12 protein-coding genes are annotated in these 15,966 nt (G+C 51.1%); 8 read left to right on the top strand and 4 right to left on the bottom strand.

Annotated elements, in window-relative coordinates:
• Positions 1-17 precede the first annotated feature (17 nt).
• The 6 genes from WCV72_03510 (at position 18) to WCV72_03485 (ending at position 5,778) form a co-directional block, all read left to right on the top strand.
• Complete coding sequence (locus tag WCV72_03510; protein ID MFA6458427.1) at positions 18-419, top strand: hypothetical protein; 402 nt, start codon at positions 18-20, stop codon at positions 417-419.
• Positions 416-2,272: a threonine synthase gene (locus tag WCV72_03505; protein MFA6458426.1), complete on the top strand. Its 1,857-nt coding sequence runs from the start codon at positions 416-418 to the stop codon at positions 2,270-2,272. The genes WCV72_03510 and WCV72_03505 overlap by 4 nt, the downstream gene beginning before the upstream one ends.
• A gap of 150 nt (positions 2,273-2,422) precedes the next feature.
• Positions 2,423-2,755 carry a hypothetical protein gene (locus tag WCV72_03500; protein ID MFA6458425.1) on the top strand — a complete coding sequence of 111 codons (333 nt, stop codon included), beginning with the start codon at positions 2,423-2,425 and terminating at the stop codon, positions 2,753-2,755.
• Positions 2,701-3,219, top strand: coding sequence for an aspartate/glutamate racemase family protein (locus WCV72_03495; protein MFA6458424.1), 519 nt, complete (start codon positions 2,701-2,703; stop codon positions 3,217-3,219). The genes WCV72_03500 and WCV72_03495 overlap by 55 nt, the downstream gene beginning before the upstream one ends.
• A gap of 80 nt (positions 3,220-3,299) precedes the next feature.
• Entirely contained in the window at positions 3,300-4,226 is a 927-nt protein-coding gene (locus tag WCV72_03490) for a branched-chain amino acid transaminase (GenBank protein ID MFA6458423.1), read from the top strand.
• 4 nt (positions 4,227-4,230) lie between these two features.
• A complete protein-coding gene (locus WCV72_03485; GenBank protein ID MFA6458422.1) occupies positions 4,231-5,778 on the top strand; it encodes a 7TM domain-containing protein in 1,548 nt (515 codons plus the stop codon).
• 248 nt (positions 5,779-6,026) lie between these two features.
• On the opposite strand, the gene WCV72_03480 is transcribed toward WCV72_03485, so the two are convergent.
• Positions 6,027-6,584: a helix-turn-helix domain-containing protein gene (locus WCV72_03480; GenBank protein MFA6458421.1), complete on the bottom strand. Its 558-nt coding sequence runs from the start codon at positions 6,582-6,584 to the stop codon at positions 6,027-6,029.
• 830 nt (positions 6,585-7,414) lie between these two features.
• Here WCV72_03480 and WCV72_03475 point away from each other — a divergent pair.
• Positions 7,415-7,858, top strand: coding sequence for a hypothetical protein (locus WCV72_03475; GenBank protein MFA6458420.1), 444 nt, complete (start codon positions 7,415-7,417; stop codon positions 7,856-7,858).
• On the opposite strand, the gene WCV72_03470 is transcribed toward WCV72_03475, so the two are convergent.
• From WCV72_03470 to WCV72_03460, 3 genes are read right to left on the bottom strand one after another with little or no spacing between them, the layout of a single operon-like run.
• Complete coding sequence (locus tag WCV72_03470) at positions 7,855-10,194, bottom strand: hypothetical protein (protein ID MFA6458419.1); 2,340 nt, start codon at positions 10,192-10,194, stop codon at positions 7,855-7,857. The two genes, WCV72_03475 and WCV72_03470, sit on opposite strands and share 4 nt — an antisense overlap.
• Positions 10,187-11,695, bottom strand: a complete 1,509-nt coding sequence (locus WCV72_03465) for a hypothetical protein (protein MFA6458418.1) — start codon at positions 11,693-11,695, stop codon at positions 10,187-10,189. Before WCV72_03465 ends, WCV72_03470 begins: the two co-directional genes overlap by 8 nt.
• A 1-nt stretch (position 11,696) precedes the next feature.
• Positions 11,697-12,215: a hypothetical protein gene (locus WCV72_03460; GenBank protein ID MFA6458417.1), complete on the bottom strand. Its 519-nt coding sequence runs from the start codon at positions 12,213-12,215 to the stop codon at positions 11,697-11,699.
• Positions 12,216-12,346: 131 nt separating this feature from the next.
• On the opposite strand from WCV72_03460, the gene carB reads away from it, so the two are divergent.
• Positions 12,347-15,631 carry a carbamoyl-phosphate synthase (glutamine-hydrolyzing) large subunit gene (carB, locus tag WCV72_03455; protein ID MFA6458416.1) on the top strand — a complete coding sequence of 1,095 codons (3,285 nt, stop codon included), beginning with the start codon at positions 12,347-12,349 and terminating at the stop codon, positions 15,629-15,631.
• The last annotated feature ends 335 nt before the right edge of the window (positions 15,632-15,966 follow it).

Here is a 15,966-nt window from a genome sequence, read left to right as displayed (position 1 = left end):
CTAACAATTAGAACAACTTGAACAGCTCGAACAAAAATTCCCAGCCGCTTTATTTCAAAATCGTACTTAGTGCGAGCTTTATCGTGATTGTCTTCATGTTGTTTGCGCTGGCGCGCTCGACCTACCGCGACCTTTTCCAGGTCGGGACATACATCTCGACTTCCTCGACTTCGATCGAGGCGCAGCGCGCTGAGCTCGCGGGTAGATCTGGCGAATTGGCTTACGCGGAGTCGGCGCGTTACCGTGAGAAAGTCGCCAAAGAATTGCTGGGACAAAAACAACCGGGCGAAGAGGTCATCATCCTCACAGACGAGACGCAGACGATTGCGGATTTTTTACCCAGCAAGACTGCAGAGGACAAAAGTCTCACCCTACTCACGCCCTCCCAAAAATGGCGGCGTTATCTTTTTGGCATTTGAAAAATTCAACTTACAAATTACGCTGCGTCGGCTGCACTGCGCTCGTCGCCGAAAAAGACTCGGTTTCAGTTTGTCCGCGCTGTGGCGAGGCGCTCAATGTCGAGTTCGATTTCGCGCAATTAAAAAAACGCGTGGCGACAGAATTCCAAAAAAAAGGGCCACTTTCTGCTAAAAAATACCTGCCGTTTTTTCCGCTCGGAGCGCATTCCAAAATCATCTCACTCGGTGAAGGCGGCACGCCGCTCATTCCGATTCGCCAGATTGCCGCTGAACTCAAACAGCCAAATTTATTCGTCAAAAACGAAGGCATGAATCCGACGGGTGTTTTCAAGGATCGCGGCTCATTGGTTGAAATTTCCAAAGCGCTCGAGCTCAAAGCCAAAGCCATCGTCGTCGCCTCGACCGGCAATATGGCAGCGTCGGTCGCGGCGTATTCAGCCGTCGCAGGACTGCCCTGCTATGTCTTGATTCCAGAAAATACGCCGCTTGGTAAATTGGCGCAGGCGATGAGTTACGGTGCGCGCGTACTTTCCATTCGCGGGACATACGCTGACTGCTGCGAGCTCGCTTCGCAAATGGCGGCGAAATATCACTTCTACCTTGCGGGTGATTATGTCTTCCGCAGCGAGGGTCAGAAAACCATTGCCTTCGAAATCATCGAACAATTAAATGCCCCGAAGGGGTCCCCTTGGGAGAAAATTCCCGACTTCGTCATCGTGCCGGTCGGTTGCGGGACGAATCTCTCCGCGATCTGGAAAGGTTTCGTCGAATTCAAAAAACTCGGCTTCACCAAAAAATTACCGAAGATGGTTGCGGTTCAGCCGAGCGGTTGCTCGACCGTCGTCGCGGCTTTTGCTCGGAAATTAAAAAAGGCGCCCTTCGTCGCCCATCCGGCGACGATTTGTTCCGCGGTCGGCATCGGTCGCCCGCTCGACGACCTGAAAGCGCTGGCGGCGGTGCGCGATTCGGGCGGGACGGCGCTTACCGTCAGCGAAGCTGAAGTCGTCGCAGCGCAAAAAAAACTGGGTGAGCGCGAGGCGATTTTCACTGAGCCGTCGGGTGCGCTCCCGCTGGCTGCGATTGCAAAATTACAAAAGAAAGGTCTTCTCAAAAAATCTGCCACGGTCGTCTTGATCGCGACAGGCACCGGACTCAAAGATCCGCGCTCGGCGCTCGACTCGCATCCGATTCCGCCGGCAGTCGAGCCGAAGCTCGCCGAAGTCGACCGCTTCCTCGAATTCAAACTTTACGCGATTCGTTCGGCGGGTTTCGCTGAGCGCAAAAAAATTCTCTTTGCCAAAACGCCGACGCTCGTCGAATTGAAAAAAGTTTTACAAAAAGAATTCTCAGCGAACCTGAAAGACTCACACTTGCAGGAAGTGCTTTTCGCCATCGAAACCTTCCTCGCGAAAGGCAAATCAGTCGCGAAGTCCGACCTCCAAAGCTTGATCGAAGAAGCGCTCGCCGATCTCACTTCCGACGCGCGCGTGATGCGCGTGCTCGATTACGAGCTCGAAATTCACAAGAAAAATCCGCCACGCGCGAAAGTGCTTGTGGAATTTTTCGGCAAAAAATTAAAAGCTGAAAGCCAAGGTGTCGGTCCGGTCGACGCGATTATTTCTGCGATTCGTGCGGCTTTGATCGGCAAAAGTTTCGAGCCGCGCCTCACCGACTTCGCCGTCTTCGTCGATGCGAATGGTACGGACGCGACGACCGAGGTGCGCATGAAGCTGGAAGATTCAGCGCAAAATTCTGTCGTCTCGCGCGCGAATTCACCCGACATTCTGACCGCCGCCATCGCCGCTTTTGAAAAAGGCTACAACATTCTTTATTGGAAAGGGCAGAAGAAGTAAGCCTAAAGCTCAAGTCGTTGGTCATTGGGTTCGGAGGGTCAATTGGTTAGTTTGTAGTTCAGCCGTGAAAGAAGTTTCGAGATTGATTGGTGTTGCGCCTTGACATACTTTTTTAAAAGTATTAAAAATTAGTTAATTAATTTTTCTAAAATGAGTAAAGAGAAAGCGATTGGTGTGTGTGGTGGAGTGGGTCAGGCTGCGAGCAATGAGCTTTGCGCGAAGTACATCACGCCAAATTGCGACAATGGCGGTTCGGATGCTGGTCAAATCCCTCTTTTCCATGTGGCGCGTGCGGTTCCCGATCGCACCAAATACTTGCTGGGAGAGGAGCCGCGCAATCCCGCCGATGAAATGATTAAGACGCTTCGGGCGATTCGGGCAGCGGTAGACGCAGCCGAAGGTTCAGAGAGAGAGAGCTCGTTGCTGGTGTGCCTTGCAACACTTTTCACGCGCCGAAAGTTTGGGATCGCTTCGTCGAATTAGCTCAAGACGAAAAATTAAATGTTGAGCTTGTGCACATGTTGCGCGAGACCGCCGACTTCGTGAAAGCAAATTTTCCGAACGCCAAAAAAATTGGCTTGATGAGCACCACGGGTACGCGCCAAGTTGGGGTTTACCGCGAAATTTTCGAGCCGCTCGGTTTCGAAATCGTCGAAGTTCCGAGCGAATTTCAGGGTGAGCTGCACGACACGATTTACAATCCGCAGTTTGGGATCAAAGCCAAAAGTAGTCCAGTCACGCCTCAGGCGCGTGCCAATTTTGAAAAATATCTTGGGATTTTGAAAGGAGTTGGCGCAGAAGTGGTGATCTTGGGCTGCACGGAAATTCCGCTCGCGCTGCCAGAAAAAAACTTTGACGGCATGCCCCTGGTTGACCCGATGCTCGCGCTGGCGCGCGCGCTCGTGCGCGAAGCCAATCGCGCGAAACTGGTTCCGCTGTTGCAGTAGCTAATTTTTCCAACAAAGCGCAGTCCATTTTTTCGAGCGGTGCATTTTAGTTTTTGTCTGCAAAAAGTTAAAATCTCCGCATGCAAAAACTTCCCAAAGCTTCGTTTCAAACGACGGAAAAAATTTGGCTGAATGGTCAAATGGTCGCCTGGCAAAACGCGCAGATTCATGTGCTCGCGCACGCGCTGCATTATGGCTCGGGCGTTTTCGAGGGCATTCGTTTTTACGCGACGAAAAATGGTCCGGCGATTTTCCGGCTCAAAGAACATGTCGCGCGTCTGTTTTATTCTGCCAAAGCGCTGGAAATGAAAATCCCCTATTCGCAAAAAGAGGTGGCAGCGGCAATCGTCGCGACTGTGCGCGCGAACAAAATTTCGGCGGGCTACATTCGTCCGCTCGCTTTCTTCGACTACGGCAAGATGGGCTTGAATCCCGTCGGCGCACCAGTCTCGCTCGCGGTCGCCTGTTGGCCGTGGGATTCTTATCTCGGCGGCAAACCGATTCGGGTCAAGACTTCGAAATTCATTCGCCTGCATCCAGACTCAGTCGTCGGCGATGCGAAAGTTTGCGGACACTATGTCAATTCCATTCTCGCTTCGCTCGAGATCAAAAAGGCGAAATACGATGAGGCGCTCTTCCTCGACTATCGCGGCTTCGTCGCGGAAGGTCCGGGCGAAAATATTTTCTTCCTGAAAAAAGGCGTGCTGCATACGCCGCGGCTCGGCTCGATTCTCGCGGGAATTACGCGTGACGCGGTTTTCAGCATTGCCAAAGATTTAGGAGTGAAGACCGAAGAGGGTAATTTCAAATTAAAGGATTTCCATACTGCCGATGAGGTTTTCTTTACAGGCACGGCTGCGGAAGTTCAGCCCATCGGCTCGCTCGATGATAAGAAAATTGGCGACGGCAAGATCGGTCCATTTACCACGAAGCTGCGCGCGACTTTCCTTGCAGCAGTGGCCGGCGAAATTCCAAAATACAAAAGGTGGCTCACTTTTGTAAAATAGCCGCATGAATTTCCGCAGATTTTTCTCAAAGGTTTCGCTCGGTCTTTGCGCGTTTTTGCTCGTCGGTTCGACGGCTTTCGCCGTGGCAGCTGATGCGCCAGTGGCACCAACTGAAACTTTGCAGGCAGTGATTTCCGCGGACGAGACGGCGGCACTCGGCGCGAATGCCGAATTTTCCGCGGCGCACTCACTCAATCTTTTTCCCGAACGACCGGCAGTATTTACCTGGAATTTTGGCGACGGCACGACCGGCAGTGGTGAGACGGTCACCCACGCTTTCACTAAGCCCGGAATTTTCAAAATTACGCTCGCGATGCGTGTCGGCAAAGAGACAGCCGAAACCAGTTTTGAGTTTTTCGTTTTCGCGCGCTCGGCACTCTTGCTCACCGACTCACGCACTTACGAAGACAAGATTGCGGCTTTGTCCGGAGCGGCACGCGAGCAAAATATTTTCCTCGACACCGCCTGGGGCGTCGAAGATCAGGTCGGATTTTTCGCCGGTGAGAATGCGCTGACTGCCGCACTGCAGGCGAGATTCGAAGCGTTGCGTTCGACCAATTTAATCATTCTCTGGACGCGTGGCAGCGAAGGGTTGAATTCACTTGCGAGCTTCGCGCAGAAACTCAATCCGCCACTCGATTTTTCCGCGAAAGAAATCGTCGTAATCTCAGACGGCAATCTCGATTCGCTTGCGCGCATCGCCCGCGGCAATTTCGCCGCACTCGCGCCGCGCGAAATTTTGCTCACGCGCTCCGACGCGCTCCGCGAAATTTTACTCACGGACGACATCGCGACACTCGCGCAGAAGCTTGAGCTGCAGGCGATTCCACTCCAGGTCATCGACTCCGGGCTGGAAGCATTCAAAATCACCGCGCCACTTTCTTTCCTCGTCAATTATCTCGTCGCCTCGGGAATTCCCGCTTCCGTCATTCTGCTCGTTTTGATGTTGCCGGTGATTGCGACGCTGGTCGCTTTTCTCAAACAAGTCGTCGGTGTGACGACGCTCGGTGTCTATACGCCGTCCGTGCTGACGCTCGCTTTCCTCGCCATCGGCTGGAAGCTCGGAATCATCGTGCTCTGCGTCGTTGTTTTCGCGTCGGTTTTAATTCGCAAAATTTTGCGGCGTTATCGTCTGGCGTATACGCCGCGGCTCGCCATCGTCCTCTCTTTCGTCGCGCTCGCGATTTTCGCTGCCATCGTGCTCATGACCTGGCTCGCGCCGCTCGGCTCCTATTACCGCGTCGCCGATCTCATCGCCGCTTCGATTTTCCCGATGCTCATCATGTCCACGCTCGCCGAAAAATTCGTCTCGATTCAATCCGAGAAAGGTTCGCGCTCCGCTATTCGCATGCTCAGTGAATTGCTGCTCGTCTCGCTCGCCTGCTATCTCGTCGTCGGACAGTGGAGCGGCTTTCAGACTTTGATGCTCGCGCATCCCGAAATTATTTTTCTCTTCATCGCGGGCGATGTCCTGCTCGCCAAATTCACCGGACTGCGGATCACCGAATATGTGCGCTTCCGTGAACTGCTTCAGAAAGAAGAGGAAGAATGATTTGGAACCTGGATGGTCGTTGAGTCGTTGGTTATTTGGTTCGGAGGGTCATTGGTTATTGAGTCGTTAAGTCTTTGAGTCATTTGGTTCGGAGGGTTATTGGTCAGTTGGTTAACGGCTAAATCCCTCCCCTTGGGGGACTTAGGTGGGGGCGAAGAAAAGAAAGCGGTAGGTTAACGACAATTACGAGACTTGAGAATTCGAAAACTTTGAGCCACCCAATTTCAAAATAGTTTCGAGACTCAAGCTCAAAGATAATTCACCAGCGCGAGAATGACCGCGATGATCGTCGCGGCGACGGCGAGTCCGAGGAAGACCCAGCTTTTCAAAATTGCGGCGACGAGTTTTTCTTTCAGGCGCGACTGCTCGCCGAGCATCGTCTGCTCTTTTTGTTTGAATTCGAGTAGCGGGACGGAGCTCTTGAGCTGGGCTTCGAGCTGTCCGACACGGAAGCTCGCCGCTTCCAATTTTTCCTGCTTCGCGCGCAAATCCTTGGCAGCCTCATCGTAAAGCTCGCGAAAAATTTTCTCCTCGATCGCCTCGCTCGAAATCTCAATCGCCTCGGGCGGCAGATCCTCGCGCATTTTATTTTTTCCAGAATGTGTCGGATTGCTTTTCTTAACTGGTTGCAAATGCGCGCCGAATTTCTCCAAATCTTTTTCGTGAATCAAAACCTGACGGCTCGGCGAAAGCTTCATGCGTAACTTCCCGCGCTTCAAATAGCGGTCGAGCGTGCGAGTCGAGACGCCCAATTCTTCGGCAGCTTCTTCGCGCGTGACGGAATAAAAATCTTTTTGGGCGGACATCGCAGAGTATTTTAATTTGCGCGGCGGGAAATGTCATCTTTGACAGTCGCACGCTTGATTGTCGGTATAAATAAAATTGCATGGGTGGTTCGTAGGGAATAGGCATGCCTATTCCCTACGGTTCCGCACAGATTCAGATTCGTAATCCGACCAAGAACAAATCGCATGGGTGGTTTGTAGGGAACAAAAATTTTTGTTCCCTACGCGCGCTGAAATTTCACGCAAAGCAAAAAAGCGTTTGCATTTTTTTTGTGCAAAAAAAGATGTGAGGAGTCCAGTCGTGAAATCGGACTCCTCGGGTTTTGAGGCTCTCACTTTGCTGGCTTCATGTTAAAACTTTCATACGCCCTGATCATCTTTTTGTGGGTGTTGGGACTGGCATAAACAGTCCCACGGACAAGTGCACCCATTCGACACATGTCGTCTCTGTTGTCGAGCCTGAATGTTCCGTGGTCAGTCACCCGGTGCTCATTGGTTCCTTGATCGCCACTAACATCGTACTCGAATGTTACTTTGCACCCTTTTCCATCCGCAGTTTCTTCTATTACGTAATTGCCCATAATTCACACTCCTTTTCTTAGTTGAGAGCCTCGTAGTAGTCATACGAGACCTCGGTTTATGATCCGCTTCCCGCATGAAGCAACTACGTTCTCCCAACTAAATCCGAGAAATCAAGGAGCAAAACAATAGATTCGATTGTAATGATTTGTTGTATATTTGTCAAATTAAAATAGTCCAGCCTTCTCGGCAGAGTTCCATTTTTGTGTTCGCGAAAATTTGTAAAACCAAATTGAACTTGTCAAAATTAGCTACTTTCTTAATCTTTCCATATGCTTGAAAAAACCCAAGAAAGCCCTAAGCATTCTCCCGCATTGCGGAAGTGGCTTTTGGCATCTGTGGTTGTGCTTGGCGTGCTTATGCCGCAGGAGGTTGCAGGCGATAGTGAAGCTAACGAAGCGTTAATTGCGGAGTTCGTTCAGGCGATTAAGGATGATAATGTAAATAAAGTTAGGCTTTTTCTTGATGAAAAAGGTATGACCGTTAAAACATCACGAAGCGTCGCACAAACAGAGGAACCACTTAACGAAGCGATGCCAGACTCAATAAAAGTCACGAAACTTTTAGTTGAGAGAGGTGCTGATTTATGTCATCGAGACTGGTGTGACCGGACACCCCTTGAAGAGGCGGAAAGTTATTCTTGGCATCCGCCAGCCTGTGAAATGGCTGAATACTTAAGGAAGATTATGCAAGAAAAAGGAATCGTTTGCCATTAATCTTTTTTGGAAGTTGGTAGTTTTAAGTATTCTGGGTTCTTTTCATCTTTGATGAGTCCAGAGAAATTTTTACTAAAACTATTCTTATTTTCTGGAGTGTCTTCTCCAAAAATTGTAGCCCAGCTGATTTGTAAGCTATCAAGCTGCTCTTTATGAATTCCTTTTGTCTCAAGCATTGATTTGATTCGTCCGATGATTTCTTCCTTATTGGTTGTGCCAGCCTCGCTGCTCAAGAAGCTGCTAAGTGTTTTTAGGTCGGTTAAGATGCCGGCGGCATTTTTGCCGGCAATTGCTTTTTCGCCGTCTCCGAGGTCGACCAATTTATTTTTAATTTCGCTTGTTAATAGTATTTTTGTGCCGCCCTTACTGTCGTCTTCGTCATTGTTTTTGACAAACAGTGTTCCGTCGTAGTTATAAACTTGCCGATTATCAATCTTGAATCCTTCGACCTCTTTACCCTTCTTAATTGTGTCGAGCTCCATTGCCTTGCCAGCGATGCTTGATTTGACGCCGGTTTCTTTTTCGATTTTCTCTTTATTTTCAGGTGTTTCGCTGGGCTCCGTGCCAAATGTGTCATCATTTTTCTTAAGCTCCGCGAGCGCACCCTTGTCTCGTATGCCGTGTTTATCAAGCGCGGTCAAAATCGTGCGAGCATTTTTACCTTCAAGATCCTTTACCTCTCTAAATCCAGCATTAGCCATTCCTGGTATGCTAAGAAGTTTGGTCGCTGTTGCGTTGTCTATGGTGCTTTCGCTTGTTAGCCCTTGCCTGACTAGCTCGTGTAGGACATCTCTCAGCTGAGATAAATCCTTAATTTCAGCCTTTTGAATTTTGGTCCTGATGTTGCCGTTGAAGGTCGGGCTCTCCATTTTCTGTGATTCTAAGCCGACACGAGAAGCGCCTATTTTCGCGTCCGCGGCAGCACGGTTGCTTGATTGTCCTTCAAGCAAAGAACTAATGCCAGCTGGAATTTGCGTATAAGACGCCAGCGAACGATTTCCACCGCCATTCCAAGACGGCAAGATCGGCGCGTATTTCAAAGTGCCTGCGACGGTGCCCGCCGCTTTGTTCACACCACCGTGAATCTTGTCCGTGATTTTCGAAGCGTATTCGCTCGATTTCTTGATCATCGTATTGACCCCGAACCAGATGATGATGATCGAGGCGATCCACCAAAGCAGCGAATTGAAATTACCCGCACCCTCCGCGCCGCCGATGGATCCGAGTACACCGCCCGAGTTAGGTTTGATCGTGTTGTTCGTGAAAATCATGATTAAGCCAATCGAGAGTGGAATCGAGACGAGCGTCGGCATGAAAGCGTGCTTGATGAAAATACCCAGCAGGTCGAGATCGCCTTTCAGACTTGCTCCGGGGATCACATCTCCGAGGACGACGGCGAGTGCCGCGACGGGCGAAAGCGCGAGACACATCCAGAGTACGACCATGCGCACGATGAGCGCGAGCATCAGCATGAAGATCACGATCCCGACGGCACCGGCAGTGATGATTGCCATGATTCCGCTGATGGCGGTATCCCAGCTGCCGCCCAGCACTCCCTTGCTGCTGACCAGATTTTTCAAATCCAGCATGCTCGAGACGAGCAGGAGCGCGACATTTTTTTTATCGATGGTGTCTGCGACTTTGTGCTCAGCCATCGTGTCTTGCAGAGTCTGGATTGTTCCGGTTAATTTTTCTTTCATGTCTTTGCCGACCTCCTCTTCGCCGGAGTAAGGGCCGGTGACTGTCGCCATGATTATGTCGCGGCAGTCTTTCGCGCTGCTGCCGGTCGGACAGGGCAGCTTGATCGAGTTGGCGCCCGCGACTGTTTTTGGCAAGGCGAAAATTGCTGTCGCCAAAACATCATTGGTCGTGAGAATGAAACGCCCCGCGAAAAAAGTGAAATTCACAAAGACGAGCGCCAGAATAAATTTCGGTAAAACTTTCTTCAGCATGCCGAGCCCCTTGTCGCCTGCGCCGCCTAGGACCACCATCGCGGCGATGACGAGCAGGATTAGGATGAAGCCGATATTCACGAAATTGCGTACGACTGACCAGACCGCGTGGAGTGTGTCGCCCATGCCGGTGTCGAGGATGAAAGTGCTGTCGATGAGATCGCCCACCATCAGCGCGAAGACATAGGTCAGCATCACGATGACGAGAATCACGCTGGAATAAATTTTCGCAAAGCCCCCAAAACTTTCGAGAAATGTTTTCGGGACGGCTGCGTCTGCCGCGAGTGTCGGTTCGCTCAGCACGACGAAAAGCAAAATGAAACAGAGTGCGGGCAGTAGCCAGCGTGGGAGTTTCGCAAGCAGTTGGTTCAATTTCTTAAGCATCGAGTAGGGTTTTAGGATTGAGCTCGCGCTGCTGACAAGCGCGTAAAAATAAAAAGGCTTTGTGCGCATCATCCGAATTCGCGAGAATCTTGATGTCCTCGCTGGGTTTTTTGTCCTTGCGATTAGACTTGTCCAAAATCACAGCGAGTTCTTCTGAGGTGATTGCGCTGCGATTTTTCTCGATGAGCAATTTGCCGAGCGGCTCTTTCGGGTCGAGATCTTTTTTCGAAAAAAGCGTGATCCAGTCCTGGACGGGCTGTGGCGCGTCGCGAAATTTTTCTTTCAAATCGTCGCGCTCCGCTTTCACCGCTGGCGAAGCACCGCTCATGAAATTCGGATTGAAATGTTTCGTGCCAGCGTAGAGTCCGGCGACCATCACCCACATGATTGGGTTCTTCACGATTTTTTCCGGATCGAAACCAGAGAGTGCGACATTCAGACCGATGGTCGTGAGTAATAAATTCGAGCCGTTATACAGCAGCAGGCTCGTGCCATCGCCATATTTGCGCAGCGCGAAACCGTAGGGATTACTTTTCTCCAGATTCACCGCAGCCAGCATGGCTTCGTCGGCATCCATGCGCATGCGGCGAATTTTCAAGTCATCTTTTTCCAGCAAGTTCTCAAACTTTGTTTGCTCGCGGTCATTGCCTTCCGCGAAAACTTTGGCGACGACAGCATCTTTCGCGACTAGTTCGTCCCATCTCGTTTTGAAATCTTCATTTTTCAAAAAAACTCCGCCGACCGTGCTCAGGCTGATTGACTGTAAGACTCGGCTGAGTTCACGACCTGACCCGACCGCTGCCTCATTCGTTTGTGGATCAATCAAAGTCGCCGCGTATTCCGCCAGATAGTTCGCGACAAAATCGAGTCGCCGTTTTTTTGTTTCGGCATCGACTTCCGTAGTCGCATTTTGAAAATCAGGATTGTGTTTCAGCTTCGTGCAAAACGGTAGCGCCCCGAAAACTCGCTCGATGAATTCGGCCTCTGCGGCATTGTCCGGCATGATTTCCTCGTAGTTCAATTTGCCATCGTGATTGTGATCGAGTGTCGCGAGTGTCGCGAGCCAGCCATTGATTGCCTCGTTCGCGAGCTTGCCGACTTCGTCATCTTTGGCATTCGGGTTCTTGGCGAAAAAATTTTTTAGCTCGCCCGCGACGATGATTTTCGTGCCATTTTTCTGGCTGAAAAACATTTGTTCGTAGATTGCTTTGCGGTGCGGTAAGTCTGGCAGTAGCTTCATGGCGTCGATACGCGTCTCGATTTCGAGAGCGAAGCCTTGGCGATTCAAAAATTCGCGCGCCTTACGCGCTGCCTCGGTGTCATTTTTCAGATTGGCAATCGCTTCTTGCGTCGAAGTTTTAGCCTCAAGCGCGCGAGGTTTTTCTTTTGAGCCAGTAATCGCTTCTGGTCGCGAAGCTTTCGCTTCGTCGAGCACACGCGGACAGCCTTTCAGGTTCGCGCCTGGTAGTTCATTGGTTCGAAATATTTCAGTGGTAGCCATTTTAAATTCGTAGGGCGCGGACGATGAGATCGCTGAGTGCTTCTGCGCGCGGAGTTTCCTTGACCTGTGGCGCGAGCAGTCGGCGCAGCTCATCAGGGTCTTGTCCAAAAATATAAATCGTGTGAACAGAATTCCATTTGTGGTGCACCTTCAATTTCAGCTCGGCGACGAAAGGCGGATTGTGCACAATCCAAAATTCGGTAATTTCGCCGAAGGGCAAAAAAGCTTCGCCTTCGACATGAATGCCGTGCTGCGTGATGGCGATTTCCAAAATTTTCGGTTCGCGCGCGTGGAGCAGCCAGTAGACACCGACGAAAATTAAAAACGCCAGCGTGAGCGTAATCGCGTGCGTGAGTACACCGAGCGCGATGATGCCGAGACCGACGAATCCGGCGATGAGATACCACATCGGACCACGCTGATACTCCAAAAATTCAGGCGAATAGAAGGTGTGCCGAAGTTCACCGTGGTGCACGGAGTGAGTTTTTGGCGCGGACGCGATTTTGTTTTGAGAATCCATTTTTTGTTTTTAAATCCGAGTATTTTAGCAAGAATCGACTTTTTTTTCAATGAAAATAGCTGTTTCGTAAAACTTACTGGTAATTTTGTCAAGCGGTGGAATTATCTCAGAAATTCGCTAAAATCCACCGGATGAAGCTCAAAAAAGCCTGCCCCGAGAAATTTCGAAGGGTGCTCGTGCTCGGATCCGGCGCGCTCAAAATCGGCGAGGCGGGCGAGTTCGATTATTCGGGCAGCCAGGCGATCAAAGCGCTGAAGGAGGAAAAAATTTCCACCGTCCTCGTCAATCCGAATATCGCGACCAACCAAACTTCGGCGGGCGTCGCGGACCGTGTTTATTTCCTGCCGGTCACTCCCCGGTTCGTCGAGCGCATTATCGAAAAAGAAAAACCGGATGGGATTTTGCTCGCCTTCGGTGGACAGACCGCGCTCAATTGCGGTGTCGAATTAGAAAAGCGCGGCGTTTTCCGGAAGCACGGCGTGCGCGTGCTCGGCACGCAAATCGCTGCGATCGAGGCGACGGAGGATCGTCAGCTTTTCGTCAAAAAATTAAGCGAGATTGGCGTCACGACGGCGCGGGCGATTGCGATTGACGACATTTCGAAGGGTCTCGCCGCTGCTAAAAAAATCGGTTTCCCTGTAATCGTGCGCGCGGCGTACGCGCTCGGCGGCAAAGGTTCGGGCTTCGCCAAAAACGCCGACGAACTCAAAAAATTACTCGAAATCGCTTTCGCGGCTTCGCCGCAAGTTTTGATCGAAGAAGATTTGCGCGGCTGGAAAGAGATCGAGTACGAAGTCGTGCGCGACTGCGCGGACACTTGTCTGACAGTCTGCAACATGGAAAATTTCGATCCGCTCGGGATTCACACGGGCGAGTCGATTGTCGTCGCGCCATCCCAAACTTTAAACAATTTCGAATATCACAAGCTGCGTGAGATTGGCATTCGTGTGATTCGCCATCTCGGCATCGTCGGTGAATGCAATATCCAGTACGCGTTGCGTCCTGATCCTGCCAATCCGCACGAGATCGATTACCGCGTGATCGAGGTGAATGCGCGGCTCTCGCGTTCCTCGGCGCTCGCGTCGAAAGCGACTGGTTATCCGCTCGCGCATGTCGCGGCGAAGCTCGCGCTCGGTTATCGTCTCGACGAAGTGCCGAACGCAGTGACGGGCAATACGACCGCCTGCTTCGAGCCGGCGCTCGACTATGTGGTGCTCAAAATTCCGCGCTGGGATCTCCAAAAATTTCGCAAAGTTTCTGCGGAGATTGGCAGCGAGATGAAATCTGTCGGTGAAGTCATGGCGATTGGTCGCTCCTTCGAAGAAGTTTTGCAAAAGGCGCTGCGCATGTTGCAGGTCGGGGCTTATGGTTTTAGCCACGCCAATTTCAATTTCGCTTCACTCGAAAAAGAAATTGCCGCGCCCACACCCGAGCGCATTTTTGCGATTGCGCGCGCGCTGCGCGACGGTTGGTCAGTCGCAAAAATTCACAAACTCTCTGGCATCGACGAGTGGTTTTTGGAAAAATGCAAAAACATCGCTGATTTCGAAAAAGATATTTTGAAACAGAAAGCCAAAAAACTCTTTGAAGTTAACCCCCGAGATATCTCGGGGGTTAACGCTAGTGAAGCGAAAAGAATTATGCTGCGTGCCAAACGACTCGGCTTTTCTGATTCGCAAATCGCGTGGCGCGCAGGTAGTCACGAAATGGCGATTCGCAAAATTCGCAAAGATTTTGGTATTCTCCCCGTCGTCAAAAAGATTGATACTTTCGCCGCCGAATTTCCTGCTCGGACGAATTATCTTTATCTCACCTATCACGGCGACCAGTCGGACGAAATCAAATTTACGCAGAAGCCGCGCGCGGTTGTTTTGGGCAGCGGCGCTTACTGCATCGGTTCTTCAGTCGAATTCGACTGGTGCTGTGTCTCGGCGGTGCAGACGCTGGCGAAAAACGGCTTCGAGACCATCATGATCAATTACAATCCGGAGACAGTCTCGACGGATTACGACACTTGCGACCAGCTTTACTTCGACGAGCTCTCGGTCGAGCGCGTGCTCGATATTCTCGACTTCACCAAACCGCGTGGCGTGGTCGTCTCGACGGGCGGACAGATTCCGAATAACCTCGTCGGCAAACTCGCCGCGGAAAAAATTCCGATTTTCGGCACCTCGCCAGCCTCGATTGATCGCGCCGAGTCACGCGAGAAATTTTCCAAACTCTGCGACACGCTCGGTATCGACCAGCCGCTCTGGGCGGAATTCACCCAAAATTCCGAAGCGCTCAAATTCGCCAAAAAAGTTGGCTACCCCGCGCTCGTGCGTCCGAGCTATGTTCTTTCCGGCGCGGCGATGTCAGTCGCTTTCACTGCTGAGCAGCTTCAAAATTATCTCGCCAAGGCGACCAAGGTTTCGACCGAGGCACCAGTCGTGATTTCCAAATTCGAAACCGGCGCGCGCGAAATTGATTTCGACGGTGTCGCGGCCGAGGGCAAGCTCGTGATCTTCGCGGTTTCCGAACATGTCGAAAATGCCGGCGTTCATTCCGGCGACGCGACGCTGGTTCTGCCACCGCAAAAAACCTACCTCGAGACGATTCGCCGCATCAAAGACATTGCCAAGAAATTGGTCGCGGAGCTCCAGATCACCGGACCGTTCAATATCCAATTCCTCGCGAAAGAAAATCGCATCGCCGTCATCGAGATGAATTTGCGCGCGAGTCGCTCCTTCCCTTTCGTCTCCAAAGTTTCGGGTCACAATTTCATTGCGATTGCGATCGAGGCGATGCTCGGCAAAGTCCAGCCCAAGGCCTGGCGCAAACAAAATTACCAAACGCTCGACCTCAATCATGTCGGCGTGAAAGCGGCGCAATTTTCTTTCTCGCGGCTCAAGGGCGCGGATCCGACGCTCGGGGTCGAGATGGCGTCGACGGGCGAAGTCGCCTGCTTCGGTGAAAATCTGCACGAGGCTTTTCTCAAGGCGCAGATCGCGGTCGGTTTCCGCCTGCCCAAGAAAAATGTTTTGATCTCGACCGGCTCGCTGGAATCCAAATTGACCTTTCTCCCCTCAGCCAAAAAATTAATTCAAATGGGTTTCACGCTTTTCGCGACGCCGGGTACCTCGAAATTTCTCACGGAAAACGGCGTGGCAAATTCACTCGTCCACTTTCCGCTCGACAAAAAGAAACCGAGCGTACTCGATCTTTTCACCGCGAAAAAAGTCGGCATGGTTATCAACATTCCGAAAAATTACCAAGCCGAAGAACTGACCAACGGCTACCTCATTCGCCGGCGTGCGACGGACTTTGGCATTCCGCTTTTCGTGAATCCGCAGGTCGCGAAGCTCGTCGTCGATTCGCTCGAAAAATACAAAGATGAGGAACTGCCAATCAAAGCGTGGGATGAGTATGTGAAGTAAGAAATAAGAAGTAAGAAAACAGGATTAAGAAGTATACAGAAATGTCTCGCATGGGTCATTCAACCTAGTATTTTGTCTTTTTATGGCTCATTCACCACTACAAAAAATTCCGTGAAGCGTCTTTTTCGTCCACAAACCTCACCTTCACCATAAAAATCAACCTAGCTTAGTTCTTTTTACTTAGCCCTTAATCCTTATTAGACAAAAACCCCACCGCTTAGGTAGGGTTTCTGATGGGTTCTTTCACACCGTCTCTCCGGAAAGCAGCAATCCTGTAATCAAGGTGGGGATTCTTCCCTCGATCTTTTACGACTGAGTGGAATGTACGAAGCCCC

This window comes from Patescibacteria group bacterium (genome assembly GCA_041665585.1).
GTDB lineage: Bacteria > Patescibacteriota > Gracilibacteria > JAHISY01 > JAHISY01 > JAHISY01.
Note: the sequence above shows the minus strand (reverse complement) of the source record. Positions and strands in the feature narration are given on the sequence as shown.